General features: G+C 74.7%; 14 protein-coding genes and 1 riboswitch. Of the genes, 11 read left to right on the top strand and 3 right to left on the bottom strand.

Going from position 1 to position 16514, the window contains the following annotated elements:
- Positions 1-65 precede the first annotated feature (65 nt).
- Positions 66-1721: a urocanate hydratase gene (gene hutU / locus ACFLFB_RS17675; protein WP_392543476.1), complete on the top strand. Its 1656-nt coding sequence runs from the start codon at positions 66-68 to the stop codon at positions 1719-1721.
- Positions 1722-1802: 81 nt separating this feature from the next.
- Here the strand turns inward: hutU and ACFLFB_RS17670 are convergent, their stop codons facing one another.
- Complete coding sequence (locus ACFLFB_RS17670; protein WP_392543475.1) at positions 1803-2276, bottom strand: aminoacyl-tRNA deacylase; 474 nt, start codon at positions 2274-2276, stop codon at positions 1803-1805.
- Between the two features lie 154 nt (positions 2277-2430).
- On the opposite strand from ACFLFB_RS17670, the gene ACFLFB_RS17665 reads away from it, so the two are divergent.
- Genes ACFLFB_RS17665 through ACFLFB_RS17650 form a run of 4 tightly spaced genes read left to right on the top strand, consistent with a single transcriptional unit; the run spans position 2431 to position 7118 of the window.
- Positions 2431-3672 (top strand): allantoate amidohydrolase, encoded by a 1242-nt coding sequence (locus tag ACFLFB_RS17665; protein ID WP_392543474.1) that lies wholly within the window; start codon positions 2431-2433, stop codon positions 3670-3672.
- Positions 3669-4991 carry a formimidoylglutamate deiminase gene (locus tag ACFLFB_RS17660; protein WP_392543473.1) on the top strand — a complete coding sequence of 441 codons (1323 nt, stop codon included), beginning with the start codon at positions 3669-3671 and terminating at the stop codon, positions 4989-4991. The genes ACFLFB_RS17665 and ACFLFB_RS17660 overlap by 4 nt, the downstream gene beginning before the upstream one ends.
- Positions 4988-6223 carry an imidazolonepropionase gene (gene hutI / locus ACFLFB_RS17655; protein WP_392543472.1) on the top strand — a complete coding sequence of 412 codons (1236 nt, stop codon included), beginning with the start codon at positions 4988-4990 and terminating at the stop codon, positions 6221-6223. The genes ACFLFB_RS17660 and hutI overlap by 4 nt, the downstream gene beginning before the upstream one ends.
- A 52-nt stretch (positions 6224-6275) precedes the next feature.
- A complete protein-coding gene (locus ACFLFB_RS17650; protein WP_392543471.1) occupies positions 6276-7118 on the top strand; it encodes an alpha/beta fold hydrolase in 843 nt (280 codons plus the stop codon).
- Positions 7119-7133: 15 nt separating this feature from the next.
- On the opposite strand, the gene ACFLFB_RS17645 is transcribed toward ACFLFB_RS17650, so the two are convergent.
- Positions 7134-7412, bottom strand: a complete 279-nt coding sequence (locus ACFLFB_RS17645; protein WP_392543470.1) for a DUF4235 domain-containing protein — start codon at positions 7410-7412, stop codon at positions 7134-7136.
- A gap of 85 nt (positions 7413-7497) precedes the next feature.
- Positions 7498-7600: riboswitch (TPP riboswitch) on the top strand.
- Between the two features lie 86 nt (positions 7601-7686).
- On the opposite strand from ACFLFB_RS17645, the gene ACFLFB_RS17640 reads away from it, so the two are divergent.
- The 6 genes from ACFLFB_RS17640 (at position 7687) to ACFLFB_RS17615 (ending at position 14977) form a co-directional block, all read left to right on the top strand.
- The gene (locus ACFLFB_RS17640; RefSeq protein WP_392543469.1) at positions 7687-8391 is read left to right on the top strand and encodes an ECF transporter S component; all 705 of its coding nucleotides are present in this window, start codon (positions 7687-7689) and stop codon (positions 8389-8391) included.
- Between the two features lie 13 nt (positions 8392-8404).
- A complete protein-coding gene (locus ACFLFB_RS17635) occupies positions 8405-10816 on the top strand; it encodes an ATP-binding cassette domain-containing protein (RefSeq protein ID WP_392543468.1) in 2412 nt (803 codons plus the stop codon).
- Positions 10817-10967: 151 nt separating this feature from the next.
- Entirely contained in the window at positions 10968-11507 is a 540-nt protein-coding gene (locus tag ACFLFB_RS17630; RefSeq protein WP_392543467.1) for a SigE family RNA polymerase sigma factor, read from the top strand.
- The gene (locus ACFLFB_RS17625; protein WP_392543466.1) at positions 11504-12859 is read left to right on the top strand and encodes a hypothetical protein; all 1356 of its coding nucleotides are present in this window, start codon (positions 11504-11506) and stop codon (positions 12857-12859) included. Before ACFLFB_RS17630 ends, ACFLFB_RS17625 begins: the two co-directional genes overlap by 4 nt.
- 70 nt (positions 12860-12929) lie before the next feature.
- On the top strand, positions 12930-14135 hold the full coding sequence (locus tag ACFLFB_RS17620; protein WP_392543465.1) for an MFS transporter: 1206 nt from the start codon (positions 12930-12932) through the stop codon (positions 14133-14135).
- Positions 14096-14977, top strand: coding sequence for a DUF5701 family protein (locus tag ACFLFB_RS17615; RefSeq protein WP_392545446.1), 882 nt, complete (start codon positions 14096-14098; stop codon positions 14975-14977). The genes ACFLFB_RS17620 and ACFLFB_RS17615 overlap by 40 nt, the downstream gene beginning before the upstream one ends.
- On the opposite strand, the gene ACFLFB_RS17610 is transcribed toward ACFLFB_RS17615, so the two are convergent.
- Positions 14978-16477, bottom strand: coding sequence for an MDR family MFS transporter (locus ACFLFB_RS17610; RefSeq protein WP_392543464.1), 1500 nt, complete (start codon positions 16475-16477; stop codon positions 14978-14980). It abuts the gene before it with no gap.
- Positions 16478-16514: the final 37 nt, after the last annotated feature.

Genomic DNA, 16514 nt, shown 5'->3' with positions numbered 1-16514 from the left:
CGGGAGGCCTTGGGGACACGCACCCCCGTTGCCACAGTGGAGACATCCCGACGAAGGAGACCGACATGGACGGCGCCCGCCCCGTGCGCAGCCCCCGCGGCACCACCCTCACCGCTCGCCAGTGGTCGACCGAGGCCCCGCTGCGGATGCTCATGAACAACCTCGACCCCGAGGTCGCCGAGCGTCCCGACGACCTCGTCGTCTACGGCGGCACCGGCCGCGCGGCCCGCGACTGGCGCTCCTTCGACGCGATGGTCCGCACCCTCACCACCCTCAAGGCCGACGAGACGATGCTCGTCCAGAGCGGCCGCCCGGTCGGCGTGATGCAGACCCACGAGTGGGCGCCGCGCGTCCTCATCGCCAACTCCAACCTCGTCGGCGACTGGGCCACCTGGCCCGAGTTCCGCCGCCTCGAGCACCTCGGCCTGACCATGTACGGCCAGATGACAGCCGGCTCGTGGATCTACATCGGCACCCAGGGCATCGTCCAGGGCACCTACGAGACCTTCGCCGCCGTGGCCGAGAAGCGCTTCGGCGGGACGCTCGCCGGCACCCTCACCCTCACCGGCGGGTGCGGCGGGATGGGCGGCGCGCAGCCGCTCGCGGTCACCCTCAACGGTGGCGCGTGCATCGTCGTCGACGTCGACGAGACCCGGCTGCGCCGCCGCGTGGAGCACCGCTACCTCGACGAGGTGGCCGACTCCCTCGACCACGCGGTCGAGATCGCCCTGCGCGCCAAGGCCGAGCGCCGCGCGTGGTCGGTCGGGGTCGTCGGCAACGCTGCCGAGGTGTTCCCCGAGCTGCTGCGCCGCGGCGTCGACATCGACGTCGTCACCGACCAGACCTCCGCCCACGACCCGCTGTCCTACCTCCCAGAGGGCATCGCGCTCGAGGACTGGGCGGAGTACGCCGCGAAGAAGCCCGAGGAGTTCACCGACCGCTCGCGCGCCTCGATGGCGCGCCACGTCGAGGCGATGGTCGGCTTCATGGACGCCGGCGCCGAGGTCTTCGACTACGGCAACTCCATCCGCGACGAGGCCCGCCAGGGCGGCTACGACCGCGCGTTCGACTTCCCCGGCTTCGTGCCCGCCTACATCCGGCCGCTGTTCTGCGAGGGCAAGGGCCCGTTCCGCTGGGTCGCGCTGTCGGGCGACCCGAAGGACATCGCCGCCACCGACAAGGCCGTTCTCGACCTCTTCCCCGACAACGACCGCCTCCACAAGTGGATGCGCGGCGCCCAGGAGCGGATCGCGTTCCAGGGGCTGCCCGCCCGCATCTGCTGGCTCGGTCAGGGTGAGCGCGACAAGGCAGGCCTGGCCTTCAACGACCTCGTCCGCAGTGGTGAGGTCAGCGCCCCCATCGTCATCGGCCGCGACCACCTCGACACCGGTTCGGTGGCGAGCCCCTACCGAGAGACCGAGTCGATGCTCGACGGGTCCGACGCCATCGCCGACTGGCCCCTGCTCAACGCCCTCGTCAACACGTCGTCGGGCGCGAGCTGGGTGTCGATCCACCACGGCGGCGGCGTCGGCATCGGCCGGTCCCTGCACGCGGGCCAGGTCTCGCTGGCCGACGGCACCGACCTCGCGGCGCAGAAGCTCGAGCGCGTCCTCACCAACGACCCGGCGATGGGCGTCATCCGTCACGTCGACGCCGGGTACGACATCGCCGAGCGGACCGCGGCCGAGCAGGGCGTCCGCGTCCCGATGCGCGAGTCCTGACCCCCGACACCCGCTGACTGATGGCGCCCAGCGAACGCCCGGACCCCGTTCCGGCGTTCGCTGTGCGCAATAAGTCGCGGGTCAGGCGGGGTCGGTGACGTCGGCGACCCGGGCCGACAGGGCCGCGATGGCGTCGTCGGCGTCCACCGTGGCCGCCACCCCGTGCGCCCCCGCACCGAGCGACACCCGCCGGCCGGCCATCGTCGCGTCGGCCACCACAGGCCACGCCGTGCTCGACCCGAACGGCGTGATCGTCCCGCGCTCGTAACCGGTGACCTCGAGCGCCGTCGCGGCGTCGGGCATCGACATCCGGTTCACCCCGAGGACGGCCCGCAGCTTCGGCCACGAGATCTCGCGGTCGCCGGGCACGAGCACGAAGAGGAAGTCGCCCTCCCCGCGGCGCACGACGAGGGTCTTGACGATGTCGCGCGGCTCGACCCCGCGGGCGGCCGCCGCCTCCTCGAGGGAGCCGACCCGCCCGTGCCGCGTGACCTCGTGCTCCACCCCCGAGGACGCCAGCGCCGCGAGGGCGCGCTCCTCACCGCTGCTCGTCATGGCGCCAGCCTAGGTGGCCGCCACCGCGACCCGCCCGGACGCACAGTTCCACGCCATGGAACCGAAGGGGGCTGACGTGCCGGTTTCTGGCACCCGAGACAACCGGCGCGTCGCTGCCGCCCCGTCGGTCGCCTCCAGTTGGTCCAATGGAGCCATGTCGTCGACGCCGCTCCAGGACGGGGCAGCCACGGGGTTCCGCCGCATGTGGCGCGACCTCGAGGTCCTCGGGCGCGATGACGACAGCGGCGGCTACCACCGCTTCGCCTGGACCCGCACCGACAGCGAGCTGCGCGAGTGGTTCGAGGGCGAGTGCGCCGAGCGCGGGCTCGACGTCACCACCGACCGCGTCGGCAACCAGTGGGCCTGGTGGGGAGACCCCGACGCCGCCGTCGCCGCGGGCGACCCGGGCGTCGTCATCGGCTCGCACCTCGACTCCGTCCCCGACGGCGGCGCCTTCGACGGCCCGCTCGGGGTGGTCGGGGCGTTCTCGGCGCTGGACCAGCTGCGCGAGAACGGTTTCCAGCCCTCGCGACCGGTCGGCATCGTCAACTTCGTCGATGAGGAGGGGTCGCGCTTCGGGGTGGCGTGCGCGGGTTCCCGCGTCCTCACCGGCGCCCTGAGCCCCGACCGCGCACGCTCCCTCACCGACCGCGACGGCCTGTCGATGGCCGAGGCGCTGCGAAGGGCCGGCCGCGACCCGCGCCACCTAGGCCGCGACGAGGACACCCTCGGGCGGATCGGCACGTTCGTCGAGCTGCACATCGAGCAGGGTCTCCACCTCGTCGACCTCGGCCGGGCCGTGGGGGTCGGCAGCGACATCTGGCCGCACGGGCGCTGGCGCTTCGACGTCCCCGGGGAGGCCAACCACGCCGGCACCACCCGCCTCGCCGACCGCGAGGACGCCATGCTCGGGCTGGCCGCCGCCGTGATCGCGGCCCGCCGGTCGGCGGAGTCGCACGGCTGCGTCGCCACGGTCGGCAAGGTCAACGTCGTGCCCGGCGGGGTCAACGCCATCGCGTCGTGCGCCACCGGCTGGCTCGACGCCCGCGGTGCCGAGGCCGACTCCGTGCTGCGCGTCGTCGCCGAGGTGCGCGACGTCATCCACGAGTTCGACGGCCTGATGACCCAGGAGTCCTGGACCCCCACCACCGACTTCGACCCCGCGCTCGCCCGGCGGATCGCCACCCGGCTCGGCGGCGCCCCGGTCATCGGCACCGGAGCGGGCCACGACGCGGGCATCCTCGCCAACGACGGCGTCAGGACCGCGATGCTGTTCGTGCGCAACCCGACCGGCGTCTCCCACTCCCCGGACGAGTGGGCCGCGGTCGACGACTGCCTCGCCGGCGTGGCGGCCCTCGCCGACGTCGTCTCCGACCTCGCCGGGGGCGGTGAATGACCGCGTACTGGTGCGAGCACGCGGTGCTCCCCGGTGGCGTCCGACGGTCCGTCCGCGTGGTCACCGACCGCGGCCGCATCACCGAGGTGCTTCCCGAGGCCAAGGCGCTGCCGGATGACGTCCGCCTCACCGGCGTCGTGCTCCCCGGGCTCGCGAACGGCCACAGCCACACGTTCCACCGGGCGCTGCGCGGTCGCACCCACGACGACGGCGGCAACTTCTGGACCTGGCGCGACGCCATGTACGGCGTGACCCGCAAGCTCGACCCCGACACCTACCACTCGCTGGCGAAGGCCGTCTTCGCCGAGATGCTGCTCGCCGGGTACACGGCGGTGGGCGAGTTCCACTACGTCCACCACGCCCCGAACGGCCGCCGGTACGACGACCCCAACGTCATGGGCAAGGCGCTCGTCGCGGCCGCCCGCGACGTCGGCATGCGGCTGACCCTGCTCGACACCTGCTACCTCGCCGGCGGGCTCACGGCGGGCGGCCACCTCGAGCTCGACGAGGTGCAGGAGAGGTTCAGCGACGGGTCGGTGCAGGCCTGGGCCGAGCGCGTGTCGGCCCTGGCCGACGACGACACCACCCGCATCGGCGCCGCGGTGCACTCGGTGCGCGCGGTGCCGTGCGACGACCTCGCGGCCGTGGGTGAGCTGGCGGCCCGCGGCGACCGGCCGCTGCACGTCCACCTCTCCGAGCAGCCGGGCGAGAACCTCGCGTGCGAGGGCTTCTACGGCTGCTCGCCGACCGAGCTCCTCTCGGGTGAGGGGCTGCTGGGCCCTGCGACCACCGTCGTCCACGCGACCCACCTGTCGGACAAGGACGTCGAGCTCCTCGCCGGCGCCCGCACCACGGCGTGCTTCTGCCCCACCACCGAGCGCGACCTCGCCGACGGCATCGGCCCGGCGCGGCGCCTCGCGGACGCCGGCGTCAGCCTCTCGCTCGGCTCCGACCAGCACGCGGTCATCGACCCGTTCGAGGAGGTCCGCGGCGTGGAGATGCACGAGCGGCTCGAGACGCTCGAGCGCGGCCGGTTCGACCCGTCGTCGCTGCTCGCCATGGCGACCCTCGACGGCTACCGCTCGCTCGGCTGGGACGGCGGGCTCATCGCGTCGGGCCAGCTGGCCGACCTCGTGGCCGTCCGCCTCGGCAGCCCGCGCACCGCCGGCGTCTCGCCCGACCGGGTCCTCTACGCCGCCACCTCGGCCGACGTCACCGACACGATCGTCCACGGCGAGCACGTCGTCAGCGGGGGAACCCACCGCGCCGGCGACGTCGGACGGATGCTCGCCGACGCCATCAGCAGGGTCCGGCGGTGACCGCGGGACCCATCGGTGCGGGCGCTCGGTCCACGCTCGTCACGGGCATCGGTGAGCTCGTCACCTGCGCCGGACCCGACTGCGGCACACCGGTTCTCGGCCCGGTCGTGGCCGCCGAGGAGCGGCTCGGCGTCCTTCGCGACGCGGCGGTCGTCATCCAGGACGGCGAGGTCGCGTGGGTGGGGCCCTCGGCGAGGGCCCCGATCGCGGACCGGCGGGTCGACCTCGGCGGTGCGGCCGTCGTCCCCGGGTTCGTCGACAGCCACAGCCACCTCGTCTTCGCCGGAGACCGCTCCGCAGAGTTCACCGCCCGGATGGCCGGCACCCCCTACGACGGCGGCGGCATCGGCGTCTCCGTGGCCGCCACCCGCGCCGCGTCCGATGACGAGCTCCGCTCCCTCCTGCGTGCTCGGGTGGCCGAGATGCGTTCTCTCGGAACGACGACCGTCGAGGTGAAGAGCGGATACGGCCTCGACGTCGAGCACGAGGAGCGCTCGCTGCGGCTGGCCCGAGAGGTCACCGACGAGACCACCTTCCTCGGCGCGCACGTCGTGCCGCCCGAGGCCCGTGACGACCGCGCCGCCTACCTCGACCTCGTCACCGGCCCGATGCTCGCGGCCTGCGCCCCGCAGGCCCGCTGGGTCGACGTCTTCTGCGAGCCCGCCTCGCCGTACGCGTTCACCGAGGACGAGGCGCGCCGCGTCCTCGAGGCCGGGCGCGACGCCGGGCTGGGGCTGCGGGTCCACGGCAACCAGCTGTCACAGGGGCCGGGGGTGGGCCTGGCCGTCGAGCTGGGGGCGGCGAGCGTCGACCACTGCACCTTCCTGTCCGACGAGGACGTCGAGGCCCTCGCCGGTGCGGCCGGGACCACGGTGGCCACGCTGCTGCCGGGGGTCGAGTTCTCGACCCGCCAGCCGTACGTCGACGCCCGCCGTCTCGTCGAGGCCGGTGCCGACGTGGCGCTGGCCACCGACTGCAACCCGGGCACCTGCAACACCGCCTCCATGCCGTTCGTCATCGCCCTCGCCGTGCGAGAGATGCGGATGACGGCGGCCGAGGCCCTCGTCGCGGCCACGGTGGGAGGCGCAAGGGCGTTGCGTCGCAGCGACATCGGGCGCATCGCCGTGGGTTCCCGGGCCGACCTCGCCGTCCTCGACGCCCCCTCCCACGAGCACCTCGCCTACCGACCCGGGATGCCGCTGGCCCGGGCCCTCGACCTCCACCAGCACTGAGCCCTTCCCCCGGGCGACCCGGTGCGGGACCGTGGGGTCCGAGGTGGTGCAGGTGGCCGAGCGCGCGCAGGTCCGGCGAGGGACGTCGGCGACCGGGATGGACCACGCGTCCTGGGGCGACGGCGACCGCACGCTGCTGTTCATCGGCGGTGGTCCGGGCGGCAACGTGCCCTCCGGCCGGCTGTCCCGCACCACGCAGCGCTGGTTCGAGCCTTTCACGGCCGCGGGCCACACGGTCAACTACGTCAGCCGCCGCCGGGGCATGCCTCCCGACCACACCGTCGAGGACATCGCCGACGACTACGGCCGGTTCGTCCGTGACGAGCTGGGAGGCCGGGTCGACCTCCTCGTGGGGGTCTCCTTCGGCGGGATGGTCGCGCAGCACCTCGCCGCCCGCCACGGCGACCTGCTGGGACGGGTCGCCGTCGTGGCCGCGGCGGCCGAGGTCAGTGACTCGGGCAAGGACGTCGACGCGCGCCTGGCGCGGGCGGTGGAGCGCGGCGACCGGTCGGCGGTGGGGGCCACCTTCGCCGAGTACGCGCTGCGCGGCCGACGGTGGGGGTGGCTGCGGCGGCTGGCCGGCCCCGTCGTCGGGCGGATGCTGACGTCGGGAGCCGACTACCCGACCTCCGACGTCGTCGTGGAGGCACAGGCCGAGCTGGGCTTCGACGCGCGGGCCGCGCTCCCCGGCATCCGGGTGCCCGTCGTCCTCCTCTGCGGCGACGCGGACCCGTTCTTCCCGGCGCGGGTCGTTAAGGAGACCGCCGCGCTCGTCCCGCGGTGCACGGTGCAGTGGTACCCGGGCCGCGGCCACCTGTGGGTGGCGTCGTCGCGGACGGTCCCGCCCGACGTGCTGCGGCTGGTGGGCCCGGAGGCCCCGATGGACGAGGCCTGAGCCCCGCCGCGCGCCTCAGCTGACGGGCTCCTCGGCGATCTCCTTGGGGAGGTGGCCGGCCGACTTGGCGTAGTACGCGGCGGCCTTGCGCTCGGTGAAGGTGCGGGCGACGCCGACCGCGAGACCGGTGACCGCGGCGTACGCCACGGCCTTGGCCAGGGGCGCGTCGGGGTCCTTGGGGTTGATCTCGTCCTTGAGCGCGCGGCCCCACACGGCGTTGACGAGCTTGGTGGCGAGCACACCGGCGAGGATGGCGCTCCCGGTGCCGAGCAGCTTCCAGGCGAGCGGTCCCATGTGTCGTCCTCCAGCAGTGGTTCGGGTGTCGGGGAGGTCCCCGGGGATCGTCGCCACTGTAGTCGGGCGGGTATAGGCTGACGACGTCCAACGACAGGGGAGCGCTCCGGCGCTGAGAGTGCGGTCCGCCGCAGACCCTCGAACCTGATCCGGTTAGCACCGGTGGAGGAAGTCGGGAATCTCAGGTGCACCCCCGGCACACCCGGAGGCGCGTGCCTGCGAGGTGCCGGGAGTGTCCCTCCCCGAGGTGTCCACTCACCACGGGAGAAACGTCATGGCAACACCGCTTCGCGAGAGCCCGGTCCGCAGCCGGCGCTCCATCGCCGCCACCACGCCGCTCATGGGCTGGCGCACGGTCGACATCCTCACCATCGCCTTCCTCGGCGCGGCGCTCGGCGTCGCGTTCTGGGGCTGGGGGATCTTCTACAACGGGCCGATCACGGCCCTCAAGCTCGGCTACGCGCCGCTCAACGGGCTGTTCGTCGGGACCTGGTTCCTCGCGGGTGTCGTCGGCGGTCTCGTCGTGCGCCGCCCGGGCGCGGCCCTGTTCTGCGAGGTCGTCGCGGCGCTGGTCTCGATGCTGCCCGGCACCGAGTGGGGCGCCACCGTCCTCGTCTCCGGCATCCTCCAGGGCCTCGGGGCCGAGCTGGCGTTCGCGATCTTCGGCTACAAGCTGTTCGGAGTCGTCGCGGCCTCGCTGGCCGGCGCGCTGTCGGCGCCGCTGGAGTGGGCCTTCGAGGTCGTGAAGTTCCCGGCGTCGTGGGCCGACGTGCCCGTGCTGTCGGTGCTCGCCAACGGCGGCGGCTGGTACGCCGAGTGGGTCGCGCGCGACAAGATCGCCTACCTGGTGGCGATGGGCGTCTCGGGCGTCGTGCTGGCCGGAGTGGTCGGGTGGCTGCTCGTGCGGGTGCTCGCCCAGGTGGGGGCGCTGGCCGCCTTCCCCGCAGGCCAGGAACACCGGGAGTCCCGGGCCGTCTGAGCCGATGACGACGATGGCGCGTCCCCCGGCGCCGGGCGGGAGCGACCCGCGCGGCCGCGGGCTCGTGGAGGCCGAGGCGCTCACCTGGCGCCCGTTCGGCCGCCGCGAGCCCGTGCTGCGCGACGTCACGCTCCGGCTCGAGCCGGGGGAGCGCGTCCTCCTCGTCGGGCCGTCGGGGTCGGGCAAGTCGACCCTGCTTCGGGCCTTCGCCGGGCTCCTCGAGACCGTGGACGCCGGCGAGCTGTCCGGGTCGGTGCGGGTCGACGGGGTGGAGCCGGGCGAGCGGCCGGGGTCGGTGGGGCTCGTCCTCCAGGAGCCCGGATCCGGCGTGGTCGCCGTGTCGGTCGGGCGCGACGTCGCCTTCGGACCAGAGAACGTCCGGATGCCGCGCGCCTCGATGGAGTCCGCCGTCACCTCCGCGCTCGCCGCGGTCGGGCTGGGCGACCTGGCGCTCGACACCCCGACGTCGGCGCTGTCCGGCGGGCAGACGCAGCGGCTGGCGCTGGCGGGGACGCTCGCCCTCGACCCGTCGGTCGTCCTGCTGGACGAGCCCACGGCGATGCTCGACCCGGCGTCGGCGCAGGAGGTGCGCGACGCCGTGGCCGCCCTGCTGGGGCTCGGCGCGGCGCCCGGCTCCTTGACCGCTGGGGCGTCCACGTCCGGGCCGGCCGAGGTGTCGGAGGTGTCCGCGTCCGGGGTCGCGGGCGGCGCCGGGGCCGGTGTCGCGCCGACCTTCGTCGTCGTCGAGCACGTTCTCGGGCCGTGGGTCGACCTCGTCGAGCGCCTCGTCGTGCTGGCCGACGACGGCCGCGTGGTCGCCGACGGCCCGGTGCGGGCGACCCTCGAGAACGAGCGCGAGCGGCTCCTCGCGATGGGCGTGTGGGTGCCCGGGGAGGGCCCGCCCGACCCCGTCGCCGTCGACCCCACCCTGTTCCAGCCCCAGCTCCAGTACGGCAACACGCCGAGCGCTGGAGTCGGTGCTCGGCGTGTTGCCGTCCTGGAGTGCGGGCAGCTGGTGGTCGAGCGGACGACCCGGCTCGTCGACGGCCGGGTGCGGACGCGCCGGGCCGCGGAGACGTCCGCGCCCCTCGACGCGACGCCGGGCTCCCTCACCGCCCTCGTGGGCCCCAGCGGGTCCGGCAAGTCGACGGTCCTGCACGCCCTCGCCGGCTTCCTCGGGCCCAGCGACCCCGATGCCGTCCAGGTGCCCGACCCGAATGGCGACCGCGGCACCGTCACCCCGGCCGACCTCTCCGCCCGGGACCTCGCCGCCGCCATGGCGTGGGTGCCGCAGTGGTCGAGCTCGACGATCGTCGCGACCACCGTCCTCGACGAGGTGCTCGCCACCTCGCGCGCCCTGGGCGCCGACGGCCCCGGCACCACCGAGCGCGCCCGCGCCCTCCTCGAGACCCTCGGCCTGGACCACCTCGAGCGCGCCGACCCGCGCCAGCTGTCCGGGGGCGAGCAGCGCCGGCTGGCCGTGGCCGCCGCCCTGCTCCACGGCCCGCCGGTCCTCCTCGCCGACGAGCCCACCGTGGGGCAGGACCGCCGCACCTGGGCCGCCCTCGTCGGCCTCGTCGCGGCGTACCGGGCAGCCGGGGGAGCGGTCGTCGCCGCGACCCACGACCGCGACGTCATCGACCGGGCCACGGCCGTCCACCGCCTCGCCACACCGCCGCCCGAGCCGCCCGAGACCTCCACGGCGACACCGCTCGTCGCGCGCTGCGGACCCCTCGCCCTCCTCGCCGCGGCGCTCCTCGCCGTGCCCGCGGGCGTCATCGCACCGCACTGGTCGGTCTCGGCGTGGGTGCTGGCCGTACAGGCGGTGCTCGCGGTCGTCGGGCTCTCGGCCCCGGGCCCGGGAGCCAGGCCGCGAGGACGACTGCGCCGCACCGTCGTCCGGCTCCTTCCGGGGCTGCTCGCCGCGGCCTCGGTCGCGTGGTCCACCTGGCTCCTCGCCGGCCACGACCTCGATGCCGCTGCCACGGTCGCTCTGCGGGTCCTCGTCATCACGCTGCCGTCCGCCGTGCTCATCCCCTGGGTCGACCCCGACCGCCTCGGCGACCACCTCGCCCAGCGCCTCCACCTCCCGGACCGGCCGGTCGTCGCCACGGCCGCGGCCCTGCAGCGGGTGCACTCCTTCGGCGACATCTGGCGCGAGCTCGGCCGGGCTCGCCGCATCCGCGGGCTGGGCGTCTCGTGGCGGCGCCCGCGCAGCATCGCCACGCACCTCGGCGCGCTGACCCTCGGGCTCCTCGTCCGCACCCTGCGGGCCGCCGCCGACCTCGCCGTGGCGATGGACGCGCGCGGGTTCGCCACGGCCTCCGCCCGCACCTGGTGGATGCCGTCCCCCTGGCGCGCGCGCGACACCCTCCTCGTCATCGGCGCCGCCGTCCCCCTCGCCGTGGCCGTCCTCGCCCGCTGACGAGCCCGACTCATTGCGCACAACCCACCGTCGCGGGGTGGTTTCGGGTGGGATATCCGCAATCAGTGGGGAAGGGGGTCCACCCGGGGGGAGGGTGTCGTCCGTACTCCTCAGTGACGGGGTCGGCATCGGGCAGGAGGAAGGGGGAGGCGTGGCGGACCGGGAGGCGTTCGACGCCTACGTGCGCGAGCGGTGGGCACCGCTGCTGCGCACGGCCGTGCTGCTCACCGGCGACCGGCACGCCGCCGAGGACCTCGTCCAGGAGACGCTCGTGCGGGCGGCGCAGCACTGGCGCCGGGTCGACCCCGCCACGGCCGACGCCTACGTGCGCCGCATCCTCTACACCCGCTCGGTCGACGCCTGGCGCTGGCGGCGGCACCAGCCCGACCCCGCCGGTCACCCCGGCCACGACGACCGCCCCGACGACGACGCCCGCCCCGGTCACGACGACGGCACCCGCGCCGCCGACGACCGCATCACCCTCGCCGCCGCCCTCGCCCGGCTCACCCCACGGCAGCGCGCCGTCCTCGTCCTGCGGTTCTACGACGACCGCACCGAGGTGGAGGCCGCGCGCCTCCTCGGGTGCTCGGTGAACACCGTGAAGTCGCAGACCCGGCACGCCCTCGAGCGGCTGCGCACCCTCGCGCCCGAGCTCGCCGCCACCTTCGGCCGCCAGGAGGCCACCCGATGAGCACCGACCAGCTCGGCACCGCCCTGCGCGGCCTCGTCGACGGGGCCGAGGACGCGGCCACAGCCCCCGACGCCACCGACCTGTGGGCCGGGGGGCTCCGCCGGCGTCGCACCGCCCGAGCCGTTCCCGTCCTCGCCGCCGCGTGCGTCGCGGTGATGGTCGCCCTCCTCGCCTGGCCGTCGGGCGCTCCGCGCGCCTCCGTCCCCGCCGACGGGTCGTCGCGGCTGACGTCGTTCCCCGCGACGGTCGCCAAACCGCCCTTCGCCTCCTCGACGCTGACGCCGGGCGTCACCGCGGCCGTCGTCATGGAGTCCGGCGACGTCGTCGACCTCCACGCCGTCTCGCCCACGGGAGTGGTCACGCGCCTCGACCTCCCCCAGGCGCTGCCGGGGACCGAGGGCCTGACCCTGTCGCCCGATGGTCGCTGGCTGGGTCGTGGCGGGGACCTGTACGACCTCGTGGGGGGCGACCGGGTCCCGAGCGGCGACGTGCGCGCCCGCCTGGACACCGAACGGGTCGTGGTCGACCGGGCGCCCTGGTGGTCGCCGGACTCGCGCCGCGCCTTCGTGCAGGCGGCGGACCAGGGGCAGCCGACCTCGGTCGGGTACGTCCTGGGAACCGACGGCTCGGTCACCTCCGCCCCGCTGGTCGCGGGTGGCATCCCTGTGGTCATCGCCGGTTGGCTCGACCCCGACACCCTGCTGGCCTTCGTCGACATGACGGATGAGAGCGGCTACCGGCTCGAGGCGAGGACGTGGCGCGTCGGCGACTCCCAGTGGGTGGTCGGCGAACCGGACCTGACCTGGGCGGCCGACAGCGGGATGGACGTGGGGGTCCGCAGGGTCTCGGTCTCGCCCGACCGCACCCGCATCGTCGTGACGGCTCCTCAGACCGACCGGGCCGGTCTGCAGTACGTCGGGACGAGCGCGATGGAGTTCGATGCCCGCACCGGCCGGCAACTCCCCCTCGATGCGTCCGCTGTCGATGACGCATCGGCCGAGCCCGACTCCTACGGCTGGGCCGGATGGGGCTGCCGCGTGGGCTGGCGGGACGAGAGGCCGGTCGCCGCCGACGGCGACCTCCAGGCCATCACCCTCCCGCCCGCCGGACCGCTGCCCGAGCTCTCGTCCCGGTTCGACGCCTCCTGCACGGTCTTCGCCGGCGACGAGGTGCGCGGGACCCCGGTCGCTGGCGGGATCTCCGTCTGGCAGGAGCGCGGCTGGACCTGGGGGTGGCGCCTGCTCGTGCTCGGGGCGGTAGTTGCCCTGGTCCGCTGGTACTCCCGCCGCCGGGCCTGGCGGCAGGACTTCCGCGAGCAGCTGCCGCCGTTCCCCGGACCCCAGGTCCGCTGACCTTCACCCCCGCAGCCCCGCGGGCAGCCGTCGTATCCGGTGTCGGTGGCGGGAGGCATACTGGCTGATCGTGTCCGCTCCCTCGTCGCCCCCCGTCGAGAAGGTGCGCATCCCCCAAGAGATCTGGGTCCTCATCGCCTCGGCGTTCGTCATCGCCCTGGGCTTCGGGCTCATCACGCCGGTGCTGCCGCAGTTCGCGCAGAGCTTCGGCGTCGGGGCCACCGCGAGCTCGGTCGTCGTGTCGGCGTTCGCGTTCTTCCGCCTCGTCTTCGCGCCCGGTGGGGGGCGCCTCATCGCGCGGCTGGGGGAGCGGCCGGTCTATCTCGCGGGGCTCGTGATCGTCGCCATCTCCACCGGCGCCACGGCCTTCGCGCACTCCTACTGGCAGCTGCTGGTCTTCCGCGGGCTGGGCGGCATCGGGTCGGTGATGTTCACCGTCTCGGCGGTCGCGCTGATGATCCGCCTCGCGCCGCCGTCCATCCGGGCGCGGGTGTCGTCGGCGTACGCGTCGGCCTTCCTCATCGGCGGCATCGGCGGCCCGGTCGTCGGTGGCGTGCTCGGCAACCTCGGGCTGCGCGTGCCGTTCATCGTCTACGCGATCGCCCTGCTCGTCGCCGCCTCGGTGGTCGCCATCTTCCTCCGCGGAGCGTCGCTGCGGCCCGACGAGGAGGCCGCGGCCCGCCCCGCGCTGACCTTCCGCGAGGGCTGGGGCGACAGCGCCTACCGCGCCGCCGTCGGGTCGGGCTTCGCGAACGGGTGGGCGAACTTCGGGGTCCGCAACGCGATCCTCCCGCTGTTCGCCGCCGTCGTCATCGGCAAGCAGCCGTGGGTCGCGGGCATGGCGCTCGCGGTGTTCGCGGCCGGCAACGGCGTCGGGCTCACCGTGGCCGGGCGGCTGTCGGACCGCATCGGCCGCAAGCCGTTCATCGTGTCGGGGCTCGTCGTCAGCGGTCTCGCGACGGCGGTCACCGGCTTCTCCCAGAACCTGCCGACCCTGGTCGTGCTGTCGGTCGTGGCGGGCCTGGGCTCGGGTGCGCTGAACCCGGCCCAGCAGGCCTCCCTCGCCGACGTCGTCGGCCGCGAGCGCAACGGCGGCCCCGCGCTCGCCGCGTTCCAGATGTCGGCCGACACCGGTGCGATCATCGGGCCGATCGTCGCCGGGCTGCTCGTCGACATCGGGTCGTACTCCCTGGCGTTCGGCGTCACCGGCGCCATCACCCTCCTCGCGGCCATCCCCTGGCTGCGCGCCCGCGAGACCCACGTCGTCCGAGGCTGACTCGAGGGGCGCCCGGTCGAGGTACTGCGCCGGCGTGTGGTGCCGGGCGAACACCTCGAACCGTCGATGGAGGGGGCGCGGGAACCGGAGGACGGCCGGCGCGCGTTGATGACGGGCCGGCCGCGTGCCGGTGGGCGCGCCGGGTCCCCGGCCGCCACGAGCGAGACCCGGAGGTCACCATCACCGCAGCCACCGCCACCGTCGCCGCCAGCACCGTCGTCGACCAGCAGGTCGAGACCCTCCTCGCCCTCGGCTACCCGGCCCTCGCCGGCCTCACCGAGCAGGCGTTCACCGACCGACTCTCCGCCGCACGCGACGCCGCCACCCGGCTGCCCGACCTCCCCACCGAGCTCTCACCCGGGCGCACCCCGCTCGTCCTCGTCGTCACCCGCGACCTCGTCGACCCCGAGCGCACCGTCCCGCTCCTGCGCCTCGCCCCCGAGGGCACCAGGCCCGGCATCCTCGACCGCAACCACGGCGAGCAGGGCCTCGCGCCGTACCGCCCCATCGAGGAGGTCCGCCTCCCCGCGCCGGACGCCTACCTGCTGCTCGACGTCGACCGCGGCGAGGAGTTCCTCGACGTCCGGCCGGAGGAGGCGCTGCCCGTCATCCTCGGGCGCGGCCGCACGCCGCTGACCATCGAGGAGGGCATCGCCGTCGTCACGCACGTCCCCGAGCTCCTCGAGAAGAGCCGGTGCTTCATGCTCTCCGGCTCACGGCGCGGCGACCGGCGGGTGCCGGCGATGTGGATCTCCGAGCGGGCGCCCAAGCTCGGCTGGTGCTGGGACCGCAACCCGCACACGTGGCTCGGCGTCGCGAGCGCCGGAGACCGCACGACCTGACTACCCGGCCACGTCCTCGCGGACCGGCGCCGCGTCCTCCACGACCTCCTCGACCCGCTTCGGCATCAGCCAGGCGGCGAGCAGCAGCGTGACCGCGACCGCGAACGACAGGAGGAAGACGGCCTCGATCGCCGGCTCGAGGACGCCCGGCGGCAGCGACTCGAGGCTCTCGGGCTCGTGGCCCAACCGCCCGCGGACGACCGAGTTCGCGACGGCCCCGAAGACCGCGACCCCCACCGCGCTGCCGATGGAGCGGGCGAACAGGGTGGCCGACGTCGCGACCCCGCGCTGCTGCCACCCGACCGACGCCTGCGCCGCGACGATCGACGGGCTCGCCACCCAGCCGAACCCCAGGCCCATGACGAAGTTCGGCACGGCGAGGTGCAGCGGTGAGGACGACCCGTCGACCGTGAGCAGGAGCGCGGCGCCGATGACCGACACCACCGCGCCGAGCAGCACCGTGGCGCGGAACCCGAAGCGCAGGTAGATGCGCCCTGCGGAGGTCGCGGCCACCGGCCAGCCGATCGTCATCGCGGCCAGGGCGAACCCGGCGACGATCGCGCCGGTGCCGAGGACGCCCTGCGAGAACAGCGGCACGTACGAGCTGAGCCCGAGGAGCAGCACGCCGACGACGAGCGAGAGCGCCATCGCCGCCCCCACCACCCGGTGCCGGAACACCCACAGCGGCAGCACCGGCTCGGCCGCCCGCCGCTCCACGGCCACGAACGCGACCGTGAGCACCACGGAGCCGACGAGCAGCAGGACGCTCACCGGCGACGACCACGCCCAGACGACCCCGCCCTCGAGCAGCGCCACGAGCAGGGCCACCGTCGCCACGGTCAGCAGCACCGTGCCGAGGTAGTCGATCCGTGGCCGCCGGGCCGACGGGTCGCGGGCGGTGCGGTGCTCGGTGAACCTGCTCCACAGCATCCAGCCGGCGACGAGGCCGAGCGGGAGGTTGACGAGGAAGATCCAGCGCCACGAGAGGTAGTCGGCGAAGATGCCGCCGAGGGTCGGGCCGACGAGCGAGGAGGCCGCCCACACCGAGGCGACGTAGCCCTGCACCTTGGCGCGCTCGGCCACCGAGTAGATGTCGCCGAGGATCGTCATGCCCACCGGCTGCACGGCCCCGGCGCCGAGCCCCTGCAGGGCCCGGAACGCGATGAGGCTGCCCATCGACCACGCGACCCCGCACAGCAGCGACCCCACGACGAACAGCCCGACGCCCACGAGCATCACGGTCTTGCGGCCCATGAGGTCGGAGAGCTTGCCGTAGATCGGCATCGACACCGCCTGCGCGAGCAGGTACACGGAGAACAGCCACGGGAACTGGGTGAGGCCGCCGAGGTCGTCGACCACCGCGGGGACCGCGGCCGCGAGGATCGTCGCGTCGATGGCGACGAGCCCGGTGCTGAGCATGACCGCGAGGAGGACCGGCCCGCGCTCGCTGCGCAGCCCCACCGAGGCGCGCGTGATGGGGGCGGCGTCGGGTGAGGTCATGTCAGCGGCCAACCCCGTCGCGGCCGGTGACATTCCG

Source organism: Oryzobacter telluris, assembly GCF_043099285.1.
GTDB lineage: Bacteria > Actinomycetota > Actinomycetes > Actinomycetales > Dermatophilaceae > Oryzobacter > Oryzobacter telluris.
This window is presented reverse-complemented; position numbering and strand designations above follow the sequence as displayed.